The organism is Nonomuraea sp. WAC 01424 (assembly GCF_003947315.1).
GTDB classification, from domain to species: Bacteria; Actinomycetota; Actinomycetes; order Streptosporangiales; family Streptosporangiaceae; genus Nonomuraea; species Nonomuraea spiralis.
On the sequence record NZ_QHHZ01000019.1, the window covers coordinates 1 to 15,311 of the forward strand.

A 15,311-nucleotide genomic window follows, 5' to 3' on the forward strand; every position below is an offset into this window, starting at 1 on the left:
CAACCGGCTGAAGAACTTCCGGGCCGTGGCCACGCGCTATGACAAGCGCGCCTACATCTTCCTCGGCACCGTCACCCTGGCCGCCCTGGTCATCTGGCTCCGGACCTGATCCAAGAAACAGCTCCTAGCGGCGCCTCGAGACTCGTAGGCAAGCACCTGGCGTGTGCGGTGAGCTTTTGCTACATGACGGCCCTGGCGTTGACGCCTTCTCCTGGCCGCGGTGACAGCCGATGACGCGACGATGGCTCAGGGCGTGGCCCTCCTTTGGCGGTGGGTGGCTACGTTGGTGCCCTCTCTGAAGTAGAAGATGTTGATGTTGCGGGCCTGCTCAGATCACTCGTATGACCCCCACTCTGGCCATCACGATGGACATTGCGGCCGACACCGGTCCCTTCTGGTCCTCTGAGACGTTCTGGGCAGCTGCGGGAGTCGTCGTCGGTGCTGGCGTCGGGGTTGCAGGGGTCTATGCAACGCGCCGCGCTGCCTTCCCCAAGCGCCGCCTGGTGTACTCCTTCAGCTCCTCCTCGCCGGTCCAGCGTCATCAGCGCAACGTCTCAAGCAACGTGCTGCATATCCGCCTTGGCAAGCGTGAGCTGCACAATCCGCGACTGATGAGCCTCTGCTTGGAGAACACCGGCCGGCGCGACGTCTCCAGCGCCCAGTTCGATCAAGGCGCTCCCTTGCGAATCCTCCTGGGTCTTCCTGTCGTGGAGCTGGTCTCGATGGCAGCAGTACCGCCCGCTGCCGTGGGCTTGAGACCTTCGGAGCAGCGCTTGTTTGTGCCAGGTCCTTCGCATACCACGGGAAACGCCCATGGCCTGCGCCGGCGAAGGTTGAGCGTGTGCCATCGAAGCTTGGGCGAAGGCGTCACTGGCCTGATGGCGGATGGAGGTCCAGGATCATGTCGAACGACTGTGCGCCGTCCCTCCTGGTGAAGGAGCCGACCAGTTGGAAGCCGTGCTTCTTGTAGTAGCGAAGGGCACGTGGGTTGTCGGCGAGAACGCCGCCGAACAGGATGATTCTCTTTCTGCCGAAATGCTGTGCGACGTCCGCGAGGAGCGGGAAGATCTGCGTTCCCACCCCCCTCCCCTGGTAGTCGTCGGCCAGGGTGGGGCCGAAGCGGCAGTCCGTCGCCGAGCCTTTGCCCCTCGTCATCATCGATCTCACGTAAGGCACCGGGGCGGCCATGGCCGCATACTCGCTGGTCTTTCCCGGCGGCGGCGTAGCAGTATGTGCGCGGAATACCTGGACAGAGCACTCTCATCAGACCTGAGCGCCACCGAAGGAACGCATGAACACCGGCTTCGACAACACCGCCTGGCATTACGGACCGCTGGCAACCCTGTTCTACGAACTCGACAAGCCTGTCGGCACCTCCTTCGGAGACGTCGAGTTCTACGCCGACCGTCTGCGGCACGTGACCGGCACCGTCCTGGAGCCGGCCGTGGGCACCGGCAGAATCCTGATCCCCCTGCTCGAACAGGGACTGACCGTGCGCGGCTACGACACCTCGGCCTCCATGCTGGAGCAGTGCCGCGCCAACTGTGCCCGGCGAGGCCTGAAGGCCGACGTGTTCGAGGGCGACATGACCACGCACCACAACCCCGGAGCCTTCGAAGCGATCGTGATCCCCACCGGCTCCTTCGCCCTGCTTGCCGACCGTGACAGCGCGCAGACCGCGCTCACCGCCATGCACGACAACCTGGCGCCGGCGGGCCGGCTGATCGTCGACATTGAACCGCCCTCTACCGACACAGCCCCGGATACCGGACCCGTCCCCCACCAATGGAACGGCAGCGATCTCCTCACCCTCACCACCTGGCGCACACACGTGGACCCGGTGGCCCAGCGCGTCACTCGCTGGATGCGCTACGAAGCCTGGAAGGACGGCGCCCTGACGCGCACCGAGCTCCAGATCTTCTCCCTGCTGTGGTTCGGACTGTCCGAGTTCACAGCCATGCTGCACCAGGCGGGCTTCACCAACGTCGTCGTCCATGGCGGGTACCGGGCAGGCAGCGCACCAACCGCGGCAGACGACATCTGGACCTTCGAGGCCACCCGCACATAGCGCACTGCCCCACCGTTCAGCCCCGGGGCAAACGTTGCCTGATACAGCACTAGAAAGGGCGCCGGTAAGAACCGTGTCATGAGCCCCGAGCGGCGCAGCTCATGCTGATCACCTTGCCCAATCATGCGGGTGACATCGCGGCATTCCCGATCTCACCGTACGTTCGCCTGCTGGTGCGCCGGCAGGTGCCGCGTCCACCGCCGGTCTCAGTCGGTCACGGGCCGAGAACCTGCTGACCCGCGGCGTGGAACGGCACGGTCGCCCGAATCCGACCGGAGGGCCGCAACGATCGAGACGGATCCACGAGGCAGGTGGAGTGCCCGTGTCACTGCTGTCTCATGGTGGTGCGAGCCAGTGGCGGGTGAGGTCGTGGACGACCGCCAGCCAGCGTTGTGATTGCTCTCCGGTGGCGATCGCGTCCGCGGCGCTGTGCAGGACGCTGAACAGGATCGTGGCCGCGATATGCGGGTCCACCGGGCGGAACGCGCCCTCGTCCATGCCTCGGTGCAATGCCTTGGCGATGGCGGCGACGGTGTCCTGCTGCCCTTCGTTCATGGTCCCGAGCGCGGAGTTGGAGTGGAAGACCGCGGCGTGGAGCCCGCCCTGCCTGGCGATGGCCTCGATGGCCGCGGCGCATTCGGCGTCGAGGGTAGCCCACCAGTCGATCGGCTCGGTGGATTCGGTGAGCCGTTGGAACCGGTCCACGTAGTCACGCAGCACGCGGTTGCGTACCGCGACGAGCATCTCCTCCCATGAGGAGAAGTAGACGTAGAACGTGCCCTTGGCGGCGTCAGCTTCGGCGGTGACGGCCTGAACCCAGTTGGTCACGTCCTGTCCGGAGTCCAGGAGCCGGATGGCGGCATCGATCAGTTCGCCGCGCCTGGCCTCGGGGGAGAGGCGGCGCCGGCTCCTAGAGCTAACCATCGCACCAGGGTAACCGGCCTTCAGAGCCGCATCCGATACCACTCCGGATCTCAGGGGGAGCGGGGCTGACAAGCCGCCCGGCGTCCGGCACCGGCGGCCCTTGACATATTGACCTCGGGTCACTATTACTGACCCGAGGTCAATATAACGCCCTGAGGAGGGACGCATGTCAGCGACCATCGATGGCCCCAAGGGCCTGCCCGTGTTCGGCAACGCGCTACAGATCCCCAAGGACGCGCCCAACGCCTACCTGTCCGAGCTGGCCCGGCACTACAAGGAGGGCGTCTTCCAGCTCGACCTGCTGGGCCGTACCGTGTTGTTCGTCTCCGACCCCGATCTGGTCGCCGAGGCGTGCGACGAGAGCCGCTTCTACAAGCCGATCGAACGGGCGCTGGCGGTCGTGCGCGACTTCGCCGGCGATGGCCTGTTCACCGCCCGTGAGGACGAGCCGGTCTGGGGACACGCGCACCGCATCCTGATGCCCGCCTTCAGCCGGCGCTCGATGAAGGCGTACTTTCCGCAGATGCTGGAGATCTGCGAGGAGCTGATCGCCTCTTGGGAGCGCCGGCAGGGCGAGGACCTCAGCGTCGCCGACGACATGACCCGGCTGACCCTGGACGTGATCTCCCTGACCGGGTTCGACTACCGGTTCAACTCCTTCCAGTCATCCGAGCTCCACCCCTTTCTGCAGGCGATGGGACGCTCGCTGACCGAGGCGATGCTGCGCAACGGCCGGCTGCCGTTGGTCACCAGCCTGAAGAGGAAACAGGAAGCGGCGTACCGGGCCGACATCGCGCTCATGCAGGAGCTGGTCGACGACGTCATCCGCCGCCGCCGCGAATCGGGCGGCAAGGGGACCGGTGACCTGCTCGGCCTGATGCTGGAGGCCGCCGATCCCAGGACCGGTGAGCGGCTGTCGGACGAGAACATCCGCAACCAGGTGCTGACCTTCCTCATCGCCGGGCACGAGACCACCAGCGGGCTGCTCTCCTTCGCGCTGTACAACCTGCTGCGCAACCCGCATGCGCTGGCCCAGGCCTACGCCGAGGTCGACCGCCTGCTGCCGGGCGACACCGCGCCGACCTACGAGACGATCATGAAGCTGGACGTGATCCCGCGCGTCCTGGACGAGACCCTGCGAATCTGGTCCCCGATCCCCGCCTTCGCCGTCAAGGCCCGCCACGACACCACACTCGGCCCCTTCGACGTGCCCGCCGGCCGCAACGTGGTGATCCTGCTGGAGCCACTGCATCGCCACCCCAAGGCCTGGGAGCGGCCCGAGGAGTTCGACATCGACCGCTGGCTGCCCGAGCGCAAGAAGGAGCACCATCCGAGCGCCTACAAGCCGTTCGGCAACGGCGAGCGCGCCTGCATCGGGCGGCAGTTCGCCCTGGCCGAGGCTCGGCTGGCCCTGGCCATGCTCCTGCGGCGCTTCGCGATCTCCGACCGCGACGCCTACCGCATGAAGGTCAAGCAGACGCTCACGCTCAAGCCGGAGGCCTTCACCATCCAGGTTCGGGCCCGCAAGCATCATGAAAGAGGGCATTTCACCCCGGAGGTCACCGAGCAGGTCGAGGAGTCCACGGTCGCCGTCTCCGGCGTGGCGCTCACCGTGGCGTACGGCTCGAACCTCGGCACCTCGGCCGACATCGCCGAGCGGCTGGCGGAGCGGGCCGGGCGGTCCGGATTCACCGTGACCCTCACCAGCCTGGACGAGCTTCAGGCACCGTCGGGCGGCGCGCTGGTCGTGGTCACCTCCACCTACAACGGCAAGGCCCCCGACAACGCGCAGGCCTTCGACGCCGCCGGGATCAGCGGCTTCGAGGGGGTACGGCTGGCGCTGCTCGGCGTCGGCAACACCACATGGCCGACGTACCAGGGCTTCCCCCGGCGGGCCTTCGGCAAGCTGGTCGGGGCGGGAGCCGTACCGCTGGTCGAGCGCGGCGAGGCCGACGCCGACGGCGACTTCGACGGGGACGTCTCGGCGTGGACGGCCAAGCTGTGGGCGGCTCTGGCCAAGGAGTACGGCGCGACCTCCGCCGACGCCGGCCCGCGCTACGACATGGAGGTCCTGACCGAGGCCGACGTCCGGCCCGCCATCGTCTCCGCGCAAGCCGTGCCGCTGACCGTGGTGGCCAACGAGGAGCTGACCGGCGATCCGACCGGATTGTGGGACTTCTCGCTGGAGGCGCCCAGACCGGGAGTGCGCTCGATCGTGGCCACGCTGCCCGAAGGGGTCACCTACACCGCGGGCGACCATGTGGCCATCTTCGCCAAGAACGATCCCGGGCTGGTGGAGTGGGCGCTGCGGACCCTGCGGGTGCCGCGCGAGCAGGTCGTACGGCTGCACGCCCGCGGCAACACCCACCTGCCGGTCGGCACCCCCGTGACGGCCGGGCTGCTGTTGTCGGAGTTCGCCGAGCTGCAGCAGGTCGCCACCCGCGCCGACCTGGCGAGGCTGGCCGAGCACACCGAGTGCCCCTGGACTCGCGGGCAGCTCGACGCGGTGGACTACGCCGAGGAGATCCTGGCCAAGCGAGTCTCGGTGCTCGCGCTGCTGGAACGCTTCCCCGCGCTCACGCTCCCGCTGCCGGTCTTCCTGGAGCTGGCCGGGCCCATCCGGCCGCGCTACTACTCGATCTCCTCCTCGCCGCTGGCCTCGCCCGGCCAGGTGCGGATCACGGTCGGGCTGGTCGAGGGCGAGGCCTGGTCGGGTAGCGGCGACTACCGTGGCATGTGCTCGGCCTACCTCGCCTCGCTCCAGCCCGGCGACGTCTTCTACGGCTACATCCGGGTGCCCGGTCCGCCCTTCCGCCTGCCCGACGACCCCGAGACGCCGGTGATCCTGATCGGGCCGGGCACGGGCTTCGCCCCGCTCCGCGGCTTCCTGGAGGAACGGGCGCTGACCGGAGGCGGTGCCGAGCTCTTCTACGGCTGCCGCCATCCCTCCCACGACTGGCTCTACCGGGACGAGGTCCAGGCGTGGGAGGCGGCCGGGATAGTACGGGTGCACACCGCCTTCTCCGCACTCGCCGGGCACCGCTTCGTGCAGGACGCGGTGGCGGCCGAGGCGGACCGCGTCTGGGAGCTGCTGGGACGCGGGGCGCACGTCTATGTCTGCGGTGACGGGCTGCGCATGGCTCCTGCGGTACGGCAGACGCTGGCGACGATCTACGCCGAGCGGACCGGCGGCGATGGCGAGGCATGGCTGCACGGGCTGGAGGCCGAGGGGCGCTACCAGCAGGACGTCTTCGCCTGACCTGGACGGTGATCACAGCGCGGAGATGGTCGAGCGGCCCGCCAGGTCGCGGTCCCGATCGGCGGGCGCCTGTCCGGTGGTGGTCAGGTGGGAGGTCCCCGGAGCGTGTCCGATCCGTACAAGACCGATGCCGATCTCGCTGAATATCGTCACGGCTGTGCGCCTCGGCGGGCGCACGAGGACGGCCGGAAACGGACTGTCCGAATCGTTGTGCCCGTAGTGAGATCTGGTTGAGACGGAGTGCTTGTGAATATTGGAATTGGTCTGCCGAACGCCGTGCCCGGACGTCCTGCGCGGGAGGTCAAGCAGTGGGCGCAGGACAGCGAGCGCCTCGGCTTCCACTCCCTGGGATCCATCGACCGCCTGGTCTACGACATCCTTGACCCGCTGGTCTCCCTCGGCATCGCCGCGGCGGTGACCGAGCGCGTCCAGCTGTTCACCAGCGTGCTGAACGTCGGCTGGCGGGGCAACCCGATCCTGTTCGCCAAGCAGCTCGCCACCATCGACCTGATCTCGCAGGGCCGGCTCACGGCGGGCCTGGGCATCGGGGGCTGGCCGGACGACTTCACCCTCAGCGGTGCCCCCGACAAGGGCCACGGCAAGATCTTCGACGACACCCTGACCGAAATGCGGCGCGTCTGGGACGGGGAGGTCACCAGCATCTCCGGCCCCACCCCGCTGCCCGGCAAGGGCCGTCCCAAGCTGCTCATCGGGGGCCTGATCCCCGCGGGCCATGCCCGCGCCGCCCGCTTCGGCGACGGCTGGGTGGCGCCCACGCTGAGCCTGGACCTGCTGGTGAACGGCGTCCAAGGCGCCACCGAGGCATGGGCCAAGGCCGGCCGGCCAGGCAAGCCGCACATCCTCACCGGCCGCTACTTCTGCTGCGGTCCCGAGGCCGTCCAGCTCACCGACGAGTACGTGGCCCACTACTACGGCTCCAAGGAGTCGCCGTACTACGAGTCGGTCCGCGCCGACTCGCTCGACTCCGACGAGCGCCTGCTCAAGGAGCTGATCGCGTTGTCGGACGCGGGCGTCGACGATCTGGTGCTCTACCCGGCCAGCAGCTCTCTGGACCAGGTCCACCTGCTGGCCGAGGCGCTGGAGCGGGTGGGGGCCCGGCGGAACCCGACCTTCGAGTTCACCACGGGCTGACCTGGACCGGCCGAAGCGACCACCTGAACGACGACACGTGAGGACACGCCAGTGATCGAGCAGACCCAGCCGACGGGTGGCCCCGCCCTGACCGCCGGGGCGGTGATGGCACTCGCCGACAGCGTCAAGGGCCCGGTCTTCCTTCCCGGCGACCCGGGGTACGCCGAGGAGGCGGACGGCTTCGACCGCTCCGTCGTACACCACCCGGCCGTCATCGTCGCCGCGGCGGGCGCCGATGACGTGGTGGCCGCGGTGCGCTTCGCCCGCGACCACGGCCTGGGCGTCGGCGTACAGGCCACCGGCCACGGCGTGGGCTTGCCCGCCGACGGGGCCCTGCTCATCTCCACACGGCGTATGGACGGCCACCGGATCGACCCCGAACGCCGCACCGTGCGACTGGAGGCGGGCGCGCTGTGGCGGGAGGTCATCCCGTCCGCCGCCCGCCACGGCCTGGCCCCGCTGAACGGCTCGGCGCCGTTCGTCGGCGCCGTCTCCTACACGCTGGGCGGCGGCATCGGCGTCCTGGCCCGCCGCTACGGTTACGCCGCCGACCACGTCCGCACCATCGAGGTCGTCACCGCCGACGGCGAACTGCGCACAGCCTCGGAGGAGGAGAACACCGACCTGTTCTGGGCGCTGCGCGGCGGCAAGGGCAACTTCGGCGTGGTCACCTCACTTGAGGTGGAACTGGTGGAGGTGTCGCGGATCTACGGCGGCGGCCTGTACTTCCCGGCCGAGTCGATCCGTGACGTGCTGCACTTCTACCGCACCTGGGTCACCGAGGTGCCCGACGAGCTCAGCTCCTCCTTCTTCATGATGCCCTGGCCCGATGTGCCCGAGGCCCCCGAGGAGTTGCGCGGGCGTTTCGCCATGCACCTGCGCCTGAGCTACCTCGGCTCGCCGCAGGACGGCGCCCCGCTGGTCAAGCCGCTGCGCGAGATCGCCACGCCGCTGCTCGACACGGTCACCGACATCCCGTACACCGAGGTCGGCACCATCCACAACGATCCGCCGACGCCCGGCTCGTACCACATCAACTCCTTCCAGCTCACCCACCTCGACCATGACGCCGTCGAGGCGATCCTGGCGCTGGTGGGCCCCGGGTCGGACAGCGCGGTCGGCATCGAGATCCGTCATCTCGGTGGCGCCCTCGCCCGTCCGCCGCGCCTGCCCAACGCGGTCGCGCACACCACCGCCCAGTTCCAGCTGTACTCCGCCGGTGTCCTCGGCATCGGCGAGGACCAGGCCGTACACGCCGGGCACGACCGGGTCATCAAGACCCTCGCCCCATGGAACAGCGGGACGCGCATGCTCAACTTCATGGCGGGCGTCGCCCACACCGACCCGGAGGACGTGCGCCAGGCGTTCACCCCGCAGGCGTACGAGCGGCTGGTCGCCGTCAAGACGGCCCACGACCCCGGCAACATGTTCCGCTTCAACCACAACATTCCACCGGCGGGCGGAGGGAGCCGATGATGAACGCGGTCGACACGCCCACCGAGGAGCTGAAGCGGACCCCGGCAGCCTTCACCGACCGGGTCACCGCCGGCGGCCGCTTCAGCCGTCGCACCGAGTCCGGCCGCTACCGCCTCGTCGTCAATCGCTCGTACCCATAGGCCCACCGCAGCGCCATCGCGCGCCGTCTCACGGGCCCGTCACCGACTCCCTCCAGGAGGTTGCCGACGGCGTACACCACCGGGTGTGCACCGAGGAGACGGGCGGCTCCGGCTGGTCGAGCAGACGTGGGACGCGTCCTGGCCACCGGCGAGGCATACGCCCGCCTCACCCACCACAAGGAGGCGTCAAACCCCGCCGAACCGGCTGAACAACAAGCGCAGCGGCAAGGCTCCCAGGCCAGATAAACCTGTGGCGTAACGAAAGATCCTTTGACATGGTGGCCACGTTCTTGCCTGATCCGAAGGGAAACCACCATGGGCCATGCAGTTACGTTGATCCGCTCGTCCTCCTTGTCCGACGTCGCCGAGTACGCCTACGCGGCCACGGCACCCGCCGGATCTCGCCTGATCTTCCTTGCCGGAGCCTGCCCGCTGAACAAGGACGGATCCACGGCGGCGGTTGGAGACTACGCAGGTCAGGCAGCGAAAGCCCTCGAAAACATGCAGACCGCCCTGACGGACTCCGGTGCGTCCCTGCATGACGTCATCAGCACCAGGGTTCTCGTGGCGTCCAGCAGGCAGCAGGACCTGGGGGCCGCCTGGGAGGTGGTCCGAACCTTCTTCGGTGATCACGACGTTCCCAGCACATTGATGGGCGTCACAGTGCTGGGCTATGAAGATCAACTCGTGGAGATCGAAGCCATCGCCGCTGTGCTCGACTCCTGAGGTGACGACACCTCCATACGGCTTCGCGAAGGATGTCCGGCCGACCGCGTGATCTCCAACCCGTCTGGAGGATGTTGATGTCGCCCTGGTCGGCCGATCTCGCCGGTCGGATCGAGCACTGGTCGGCAGCACGGTGCTGCGCGGCAACCCGCTCGGTGACCCGGTCGAACGGCCGCTGCTGGTGTACGTGCCGCCCGGCTACGACGACGAGCCGGGCCGCCGCTACCCGACGATCTCCTGGTCACCCGGCTACAGCGGCCACGTCGGGATGGTCCTCAACTGATCGACGCGGCGTTCGCCACGGAGGAGGCGCAGCCGGCCATCGTCGTCTACTTCGACACCTGGACCTCACTCGGCGGCAGCCAGTACCTCGACTCCCCGGCCACCGGCCGGTACCACACCTTCCTGTGCGAGGAAGTGGTGCCGTGGGTGGACGCGAACTACCGGACCGTCCCCGACCGCGACCACCGGGCGATCGCCGGCAAGTCCTCCGGCGGGTACGCCGCCATGGTCACCCCCATGCTGAGGCCCGACGTGTTCGGCGCCCTCGCCACCCACACCGGTGACGCGCACTTCGAGACCGGCTACCGGGCCGAACTGCCCGAACTGCCCGAACGGTTCCGGGCGCTGCGCAACGAATACGGCGGATCGTACGGGAACTTCCTCGCCGACTTCCGCGGCCGCGTCGGCGGTCTCAAGCCAAGTGACCTGGAACTCATCGAGGTGTACGCCTACGCCGCGGCCTACTCGGCCGACGAGGACGGCACCGTATACCTGCCGTTCGACGAGTTCGGGGCGATCGTCCCCGACGTCTGGCGGCGCTGGCTCGCCTGGGACCCGGTGGTCATGGCCGTGCAGCCCGAGTACGCCGAGGCGCTGGGCTCGATGCGCGCCCTGTGGATCGACGCCGGCGACCGGGACGAGTACCACCTCGACGCCGGAGCGATGGCATTCCGGCGGGCCGCAGCCGCGGCCGGAGTGCCGGACGAGCGGATCCACTTCGAACTGTTCGACGGCGCACACGGCGGAATCGAGCACCGCTACCCCCTCGCGATCACCTGGCTGAGCAGAATGCTCGCCCCGACCGCCGCCACCTGACAGGAGGCGACCGCGCCAGCTCGTGGGACGCGGTCCAGGTCGTTGGCTGTGCGCGGGGAGCATGACGGCGATCTCGTCGGCCGGCCTGGCCTGGCCGCCGTAGTAGGTGATCGGGGGCAGCACCGTGGCCCTCCTACGCCGAGACCGGCTTGTCGGCATCGAGGTGGCGGTGGCATTCGACGCCGAGCCGGTCGGCGATCTGCTGGACGGTGTAGCGGCGCTTGCCGTCTGGGAGCAGGACTATGGCTGCGGGGTGTCTCAGAAATGATCGATTTCGCACGAGAGAAAGTTGCGTCAGGAAGGCCCTCGGGACGGCGAGCCACGCCGTTCGGGGCTCATGACACTTTGATCAGCACATTCGCCTCGGCCGAGGGCGGAGGAAAAGGTTTCGCGATGCGAGTGCGCCGGATGGCAGGGTGCAACGCATGGCACCTCAGTACCAGATCCGCGCAGACTACGATGCTGACACGATCGTGGTCTACCAGGCATACGCGCCGGCCATAGCCGACGCGGCGCTGCGAGCGGGCCGCTTCGTTGCGCCGTTCTCATTTCACAGGATGACATGGATCAAGCCCTCATTCCTGTGGCTCATGCATCGCAGCAACTGGGCCCGCAAATCCGGTCAAGAGCGTGTTCTCGCGGTGCGGATGACCCGGCAGGGCTGGGAGGAAGCTCTGTCCCAGGCCGTGCTCACGACCGCGGATCCGTCAGCTGTCACCCAGGCAGCCGTCCATGTCCAGTGGGACCCGGAACGCTCGTTGCGCGGAGCGGCACTGAACCACTACAGCATCCAGGTCGGCATCGGCCGCAATCTGATCCGCACATTCACCGACGACTGGATCGTCAGCCTCACCGACCTCACCCCCCAGGTCCGCAAGGTCACCGTATTGACCCAGGCCGGGCACGCTTCCAAAGCTCAGCGGCTATTTCCCGCTGAGCGGGTGTATCCACTGCCGCGGGCGCTGGAAAGCCTCCTTTCCCCGGGCAGATGACGGCCGACTGGCGAGGGACAAGTCGCCCGCGCCTGAGACACTACGAGTCCTTTCACGGTGACCATGGCGTACGACCATGGGGGAGTGGAGCGAACCCCCGAGGCCGCCGATGTCGGCGCGGCAGCAAAGCCGAGTGCAACGACGGAGGCGCTGGTAGCCCCACCAGCGGCGCCGCCGGCGGCGGGGTGCCGGTGCTCGCGCCGGCACCCCGCACCGTGGTGGGGGCGAGCACGTCGTCCGGCGGGTCCGCCCGTTCTGGCGTCATGGCCGGGCCGTGTGCGGCTTCGGCATCGGGCTCGGCCCGCCGGGCCGGGCGGTGCTCCAGCGCGGCTGGTCCAGATGGCGGGCCGTCCGACGGTCGCCGATCATCTGCTCGGCCTTGTCCGGACTGAAGGCGCCGCCCGTTGGATTCGCCGGCCCCGGAGGGGACCGAGCTCATGAACGTGATCGAGAGGCATCAGCGGAGCCGGGCGGGCTGTGCGCGTCAGGCCGGTGGTGGGGCGAGGGCGGCCTGGAGGGCGGCGCTCAGCGCTCGGGCCTGCGCAGGGGACTGGGAGGCGTCGCCGAGGGGAATGGCGCCCTCGGCGTGGTGCAGCACCACCACGCCATCCCGGAGGGTGACAGCGTCGAAGGCGCCACCAGGCAGCCGCACGCCGGGCCGTCCCTCGACGTCGGCCAGCGGTGGCACGACCAGTCCGGTGGCCGCCTGAGCTGCGGCGAGCTGGTGGCGCAGGATCCGCAGTTCGCGTTCGGCCATCTCCAGGCGGGTTTCGGCCGTGGCCTGGCCCAGGCGGGCCTGGTCGTGCTGGGTTCGTAGCTGGTCGCGTTCCTCCTCGAAGCGGCGGCGGCTGTCGGACAGGGTGTCGCGAGCCGCGCGGGTTTCGGCTCGTGCCTGCTCGGCCGCGGCGTCGGCCTGGTCCAGCTGACGGTCGCGTTCGACCAGGGCCAGGGCGCGTTCGGCCAGGGCTGCGGCGCGTTCCTCGGCCAAAGCCTGGGCGCGCGACAGGTCTGCGGCCAGGCCGCTGAGCTGCTCGGCCTGGCGGGTGGTCACGAGCTGCTCGTCGTTCAGCCGGGTGGTGAGGTTGCCGATCTGGACGCCGAGGCGTTCGGCGTCGGCGCGGGCTTCGGCGTGGATGCGGTCGCGGTGCTCCTCGGCGGTGTGCTGGGCGTTGAGGGCTTCCCGCTGGGCGTGCAGGGCCGCGTCGCGTTCCTGCACGGCCGTCTGGCGGTCGGCGTGGGCGCTGTCGGCGGCTCGGCTGGCCTCGTTGCCGCACAGCTTGCAGCAGTACTTGCTGGGGCGGCCGCCCTTGCCAGGTTCACGGTCGGGCTTGGCTCGGCCGCAGCCGGGCCGGGCGCACTGCCGCAGCACATCGTCGGTGGCCAGGGCCGGGCAGTCGCGGGTGTGGCCGCGCCCGCCCCGCATGGGCTCGTCGGTGCCCGGCTGCCCCCGTCGCCGGACTCGCGCCGGCGGCCGTCGCGGTCGCTCCCGCACGGGACCCGTACCTGCTCTATCTGGGACGCCTGGGCAGTGCCGACTCCCGGCGCGCCATGCGGATCTGCCTGGACCACGTCGCCCGCATGCTCACCGGCGACCGACTCGACAACGCCACGGTCTCCGGCCAGGGGCAGCCCTGGCACCATCTGCGCTACGAGCACACCGCCTGGATCCGCGAGCAGATCGACCAGATGGACTGGTCACCGGCCTACCGGAACAAACACTTGGCCGCACTACGCGGCGTGCTCAAGGAAGCCTGGAAGCTCGGCCTGCTCAGCACGGACGACCACCAGCGCGCCGTGGCCCTGGCCCCGTTCGGCGGTTACCGGGAGCCGGCCGGCCAGCACGTCCCGGACACCGTCATCGGCGCCCTCATCGCCGCCTGCGACGCCGACCGTTCCCCGTCCGGTGCCGTCGCCGGCTCCGGGCTCCGCGACGCGGCCATCATCGCCGTCCTGGATTCCTGCGGCCTGCGCCGCGCCGAACTGGTCGCCCTGCAGTACGCCGACTACGACCGGGCCCGGCGCATGCTCATCGTCATCGGCAAGGGCGACAACCAGCGCCGCATCCCCGTCAATTCCTTCGCCGCCCGCCGCCCGCCGCCCGCCGCCTGGAGGCGTGGCTCGCCTGCCGCGGCAGCCGCCGTGGCCCGCTGTTCCCTCGTCTCACGCGCGGCGGGACGGTACGCACCGCCCCCGACGGTCGCCCCTGGCAGATGAACCCCCAGGCGGTGCGCGACATCCTCGCCAAACGCATCGAGCAGGCCGCCACCACGCCCGCGCAGCAGCGACCTGACGCCACGACGTGAGAAGGATCAGCAGCGGCGTCCGTCCTCGACCTTGAGGATCCGCCGTGACCGGCTGTTCTGACGTACGCGTTGGAGGCCTCGGCGGCTCCACGGACAATTGATAACATTACGGAGTGTGCTGACTACGTCCGGCGACAATCGGGGGATTGATGGGTGTCGGTCAGATGCTCCGCTTCGGGTTGCTCGTCGCCGCCGCCGTCAGCCCCGCCTGGTGCCTCCACACCAACGCCGGACCAGGCCCCATGGCAGCGGACTCGACCGGGGTTCTCTTCGACGACTTCACCTACTCCGGCGCATCGGATCCGCTGCTCGCCATGCGCGGCTGGACCGTCCGCTCCGGCCGCGGCGGACCCGGCATGCCAGGCGTGAGCTGGTCGCCGTCGGCCGTCAGCTTCCCCGACGGCCTCCTGACGCTCGACTCCGTCACGAACGGGACCGCCGCCGGCACCGTGCAGGCTGCCCTCTTCACCACGCGTCAACGCTTTCGCGAGGGCACGTACGCCTCCAGGGTGCGCTTCAGCGACACGCCCGTGAGCGGCCCTGACGGCGGGCACGTGGTGCAGGCCTTCTTCACCATCACCCCGCTGCGGAAGGACAAGGATCCCGACTACAGCGAACTGGACTTCGAGTACCTGCCGAACGGCGGATGGGGGGCGCGGGACACGAGACTGTACGCCACGAGCTGGGAGACCTACCAGGCCGAACCGTGGGACGCGGTGAGAACCCAAACCACAGAACGGGCAAGCTTCGCCGGTTGGCACGACTTGATGATCCAGGTCTCCGACGGACGCATGAAGTACTACGTGGATGGCCGCCTCTTCGCCGACCACGGCGGCATCTACTATCCGGAGCAGCTCATGCGCATCCAGTTCAATCAGTGGTTCGCGGATCTGGACGGCGGCTCGAGCCCGCGGACCTACCGGCTGCAGGTGGACTGGATCTATCACAGCAAGGGCGAGACGGTCTCCCCCGCCGACGTACGGAACAGAGTTGCCGGCTTCCGTGCTGCGGGGATCGATTTCCGTGACACCGTTCCCTCTCCGTCCGAGTAGGCAGGTCTCGCGCCGGGGGGTCGAAGCCTGCGGCCTGAAGACACCGACATACATCATGACCTGGTCAGATGATGACGAAAACGGGGCACTTCATCTCCGGCGCGTTTGTTGACGATCGCGC

General features: G+C 69.0%; 15 protein-coding genes and 1 pseudogene. 12 read left to right on the forward strand and 4 right to left on the reverse strand.

Translation table 11 applies throughout. The features are described from left to right. Nucleotides 1-109 (forward strand): annotated as a pseudogene (locus tag DMB42_RS41610) (IS5/IS1182 family transposase); the annotation flags it as partial. 758 nt (nt 110-867) lie between these two features. Here DMB42_RS41610 and DMB42_RS41615 read toward each other — a convergent pair. After that, entirely contained in the window at nt 868-1,188 is a 321-nt protein-coding gene (locus tag DMB42_RS41615) for a GNAT family N-acetyltransferase (RefSeq protein ID WP_125644750.1), read from the reverse strand. A gap of 103 nt (nt 1,189-1,291) precedes the next feature. Here DMB42_RS41615 and DMB42_RS41620 point away from each other — a divergent pair, with 103 nt between their 5' ends. Then, complete coding sequence (locus DMB42_RS41620) at nt 1,292-2,068, forward strand: class I SAM-dependent methyltransferase (RefSeq protein ID WP_125644752.1); 777 nt, start codon at nt 1,292-1,294, stop codon at nt 2,066-2,068. A 336-nt stretch (nt 2,069-2,404) separates the two neighbouring features. Here the strand turns inward: DMB42_RS41620 and DMB42_RS41625 are convergent, their stop codons facing one another. Continuing rightward, nucleotides 2,405-2,992 (reverse strand): TetR/AcrR family transcriptional regulator, encoded by a 588-nt coding sequence (locus tag DMB42_RS41625; protein WP_185845140.1) that lies wholly within the window; start codon nt 2,990-2,992, stop codon nt 2,405-2,407. Nucleotides 2,993-3,158: 166 nt separating this feature from the next. On the opposite strand from DMB42_RS41625, the gene DMB42_RS41630 reads away from it, so the two are divergent. After that, on the forward strand, nt 3,159-6,251 hold the full coding sequence (locus DMB42_RS41630) for a bifunctional cytochrome P450/NADPH--P450 reductase (protein ID WP_125644756.1): 3,093 nt from the start codon (nt 3,159-3,161) through the stop codon (nt 6,249-6,251). Between the two features lie 12 nt (nt 6,252-6,263). Here the strand turns inward: DMB42_RS41630 and DMB42_RS53745 are convergent, their stop codons facing one another. Then, nucleotides 6,264-6,404 carry a hypothetical protein gene (locus DMB42_RS53745; protein ID WP_185845141.1) on the reverse strand — a complete coding sequence of 47 codons (141 nt, stop codon included), beginning with the start codon at nt 6,402-6,404 and terminating at the stop codon, nt 6,264-6,266. Between the two features lie 93 nt (nt 6,405-6,497). On the opposite strand from DMB42_RS53745, the gene DMB42_RS41635 reads away from it, so the two are divergent. The 7 genes from DMB42_RS41635 to DMB42_RS41655 all read left to right on the forward strand — a co-directional run bounded on the left by DMB42_RS41635 (nt 6,498) and on the right by DMB42_RS41655 (nt 11,835). After that, nucleotides 6,498-7,403: an LLM class flavin-dependent oxidoreductase gene (locus DMB42_RS41635; RefSeq protein WP_185845142.1), complete on the forward strand. Its 906-nt coding sequence runs from the start codon at nt 6,498-6,500 to the stop codon at nt 7,401-7,403. 51 nt (nt 7,404-7,454) lie between these two features. Then, nucleotides 7,455-8,879 (forward strand): FAD-binding oxidoreductase, encoded by a 1,425-nt coding sequence (locus DMB42_RS41640; RefSeq protein ID WP_221762582.1) that lies wholly within the window; start codon nt 7,455-7,457, stop codon nt 8,877-8,879. Next, on the forward strand, nt 8,876-9,019 hold the full coding sequence (locus tag DMB42_RS56155) for a hypothetical protein (protein WP_185845143.1): 144 nt from the start codon (nt 8,876-8,878) through the stop codon (nt 9,017-9,019). Before DMB42_RS41640 ends, DMB42_RS56155 begins: the two co-directional genes overlap by 4 nt. Before the next feature lie 315 nt (nt 9,020-9,334). Beyond that, entirely contained in the window at nt 9,335-9,745 is a 411-nt protein-coding gene (locus DMB42_RS41645) for a RidA family protein (RefSeq protein ID WP_125644760.1), read from the forward strand. 133 nt (nt 9,746-9,878) lie between these two features. Next, nucleotides 9,879-10,028, forward strand: coding sequence for a hypothetical protein (locus DMB42_RS55500; protein ID WP_260478247.1), 150 nt, complete (start codon nt 9,879-9,881; stop codon nt 10,026-10,028). A gap of 146 nt (nt 10,029-10,174) precedes the next feature. Further along, nucleotides 10,175-10,843: an alpha/beta hydrolase-fold protein gene (locus tag DMB42_RS41650; RefSeq protein ID WP_260478248.1), complete on the forward strand. Its 669-nt coding sequence runs from the start codon at nt 10,175-10,177 to the stop codon at nt 10,841-10,843. Nucleotides 10,844-11,268: 425 nt separating this feature from the next. Further along, nucleotides 11,269-11,835 carry a DUF4291 domain-containing protein gene (locus DMB42_RS41655; protein ID WP_125644762.1) on the forward strand — a complete coding sequence of 189 codons (567 nt, stop codon included), beginning with the start codon at nt 11,269-11,271 and terminating at the stop codon, nt 11,833-11,835. A 484-nt stretch (nt 11,836-12,319) separates the two neighbouring features. On the opposite strand, the gene DMB42_RS41660 is transcribed toward DMB42_RS41655, so the two are convergent. Then, nucleotides 12,320-13,258, reverse strand: coding sequence for a hypothetical protein (locus DMB42_RS41660; protein ID WP_125644764.1), 939 nt, complete (start codon nt 13,256-13,258; stop codon nt 12,320-12,322). A 125-nt stretch (nt 13,259-13,383) separates the two neighbouring features. On the opposite strand from DMB42_RS41660, the gene DMB42_RS41665 reads away from it, so the two are divergent. Both DMB42_RS41665 and DMB42_RS41670 read left to right on the forward strand, forming a co-directional pair. After that, nucleotides 13,384-14,049, forward strand: coding sequence for a tyrosine-type recombinase/integrase (locus DMB42_RS41665; RefSeq protein WP_125644765.1), 666 nt, complete (start codon nt 13,384-13,386; stop codon nt 14,047-14,049). Nucleotides 14,050-14,287: 238 nt separating this feature from the next. Continuing rightward, the gene (locus tag DMB42_RS41670; protein WP_125644767.1) at nt 14,288-15,190 is read left to right on the forward strand and encodes a glycoside hydrolase family 16 protein; all 903 of its coding nucleotides are present in this window, start codon (nt 14,288-14,290) and stop codon (nt 15,188-15,190) included. Nucleotides 15,191-15,311 lie beyond the last annotated feature (121 nt).

Coding starts and splice junctions, on each gene's coding strand:
- DMB42_RS41625 (WP_185845140.1), bottom strand. CDS start 2,992: ATGGTTAGCTCTAGGAGCCGGCGCCGCCTCTCCCCCGAGGCCAGGCGC.
- DMB42_RS41655 (WP_125644762.1), top strand. CDS start 11,269: ATGGCACCTCAGTACCAGATCCGCGCAGACTACGATGCTGACACGATC.
- DMB42_RS41660 (WP_125644764.1), bottom strand. CDS start 13,258: ATGCGGGGCGGGCGCGGCCACACCCGCGACTGCCCGGCCCTGGCCACC.
- DMB42_RS41620 (WP_125644752.1), top strand. CDS start 1,292: ATGAACACCGGCTTCGACAACACCGCCTGGCATTACGGACCGCTGGCA.
- DMB42_RS41615 (WP_125644750.1), bottom strand. CDS start 1,188: ATGGCCGCCCCGGTGCCTTACGTGAGATCGATGATGACGAGGGGCAAA.
- DMB42_RS41645 (WP_125644760.1), top strand. CDS start 9,335: ATGGGCCATGCAGTTACGTTGATCCGCTCGTCCTCCTTGTCCGACGTC.
- DMB42_RS56155 (WP_185845143.1), top strand. CDS start 8,876: ATGATGAACGCGGTCGACACGCCCACCGAGGAGCTGAAGCGGACCCCG.
- DMB42_RS41670 (WP_125644767.1), top strand. CDS start 14,288: ATGGGTGTCGGTCAGATGCTCCGCTTCGGGTTGCTCGTCGCCGCCGCC.
- DMB42_RS41665 (WP_125644765.1), top strand. CDS start 13,384: ATGCGGATCTGCCTGGACCACGTCGCCCGCATGCTCACCGGCGACCGA.
- DMB42_RS41630 (WP_125644756.1), top strand. CDS start 3,159: ATGTCAGCGACCATCGATGGCCCCAAGGGCCTGCCCGTGTTCGGCAAC.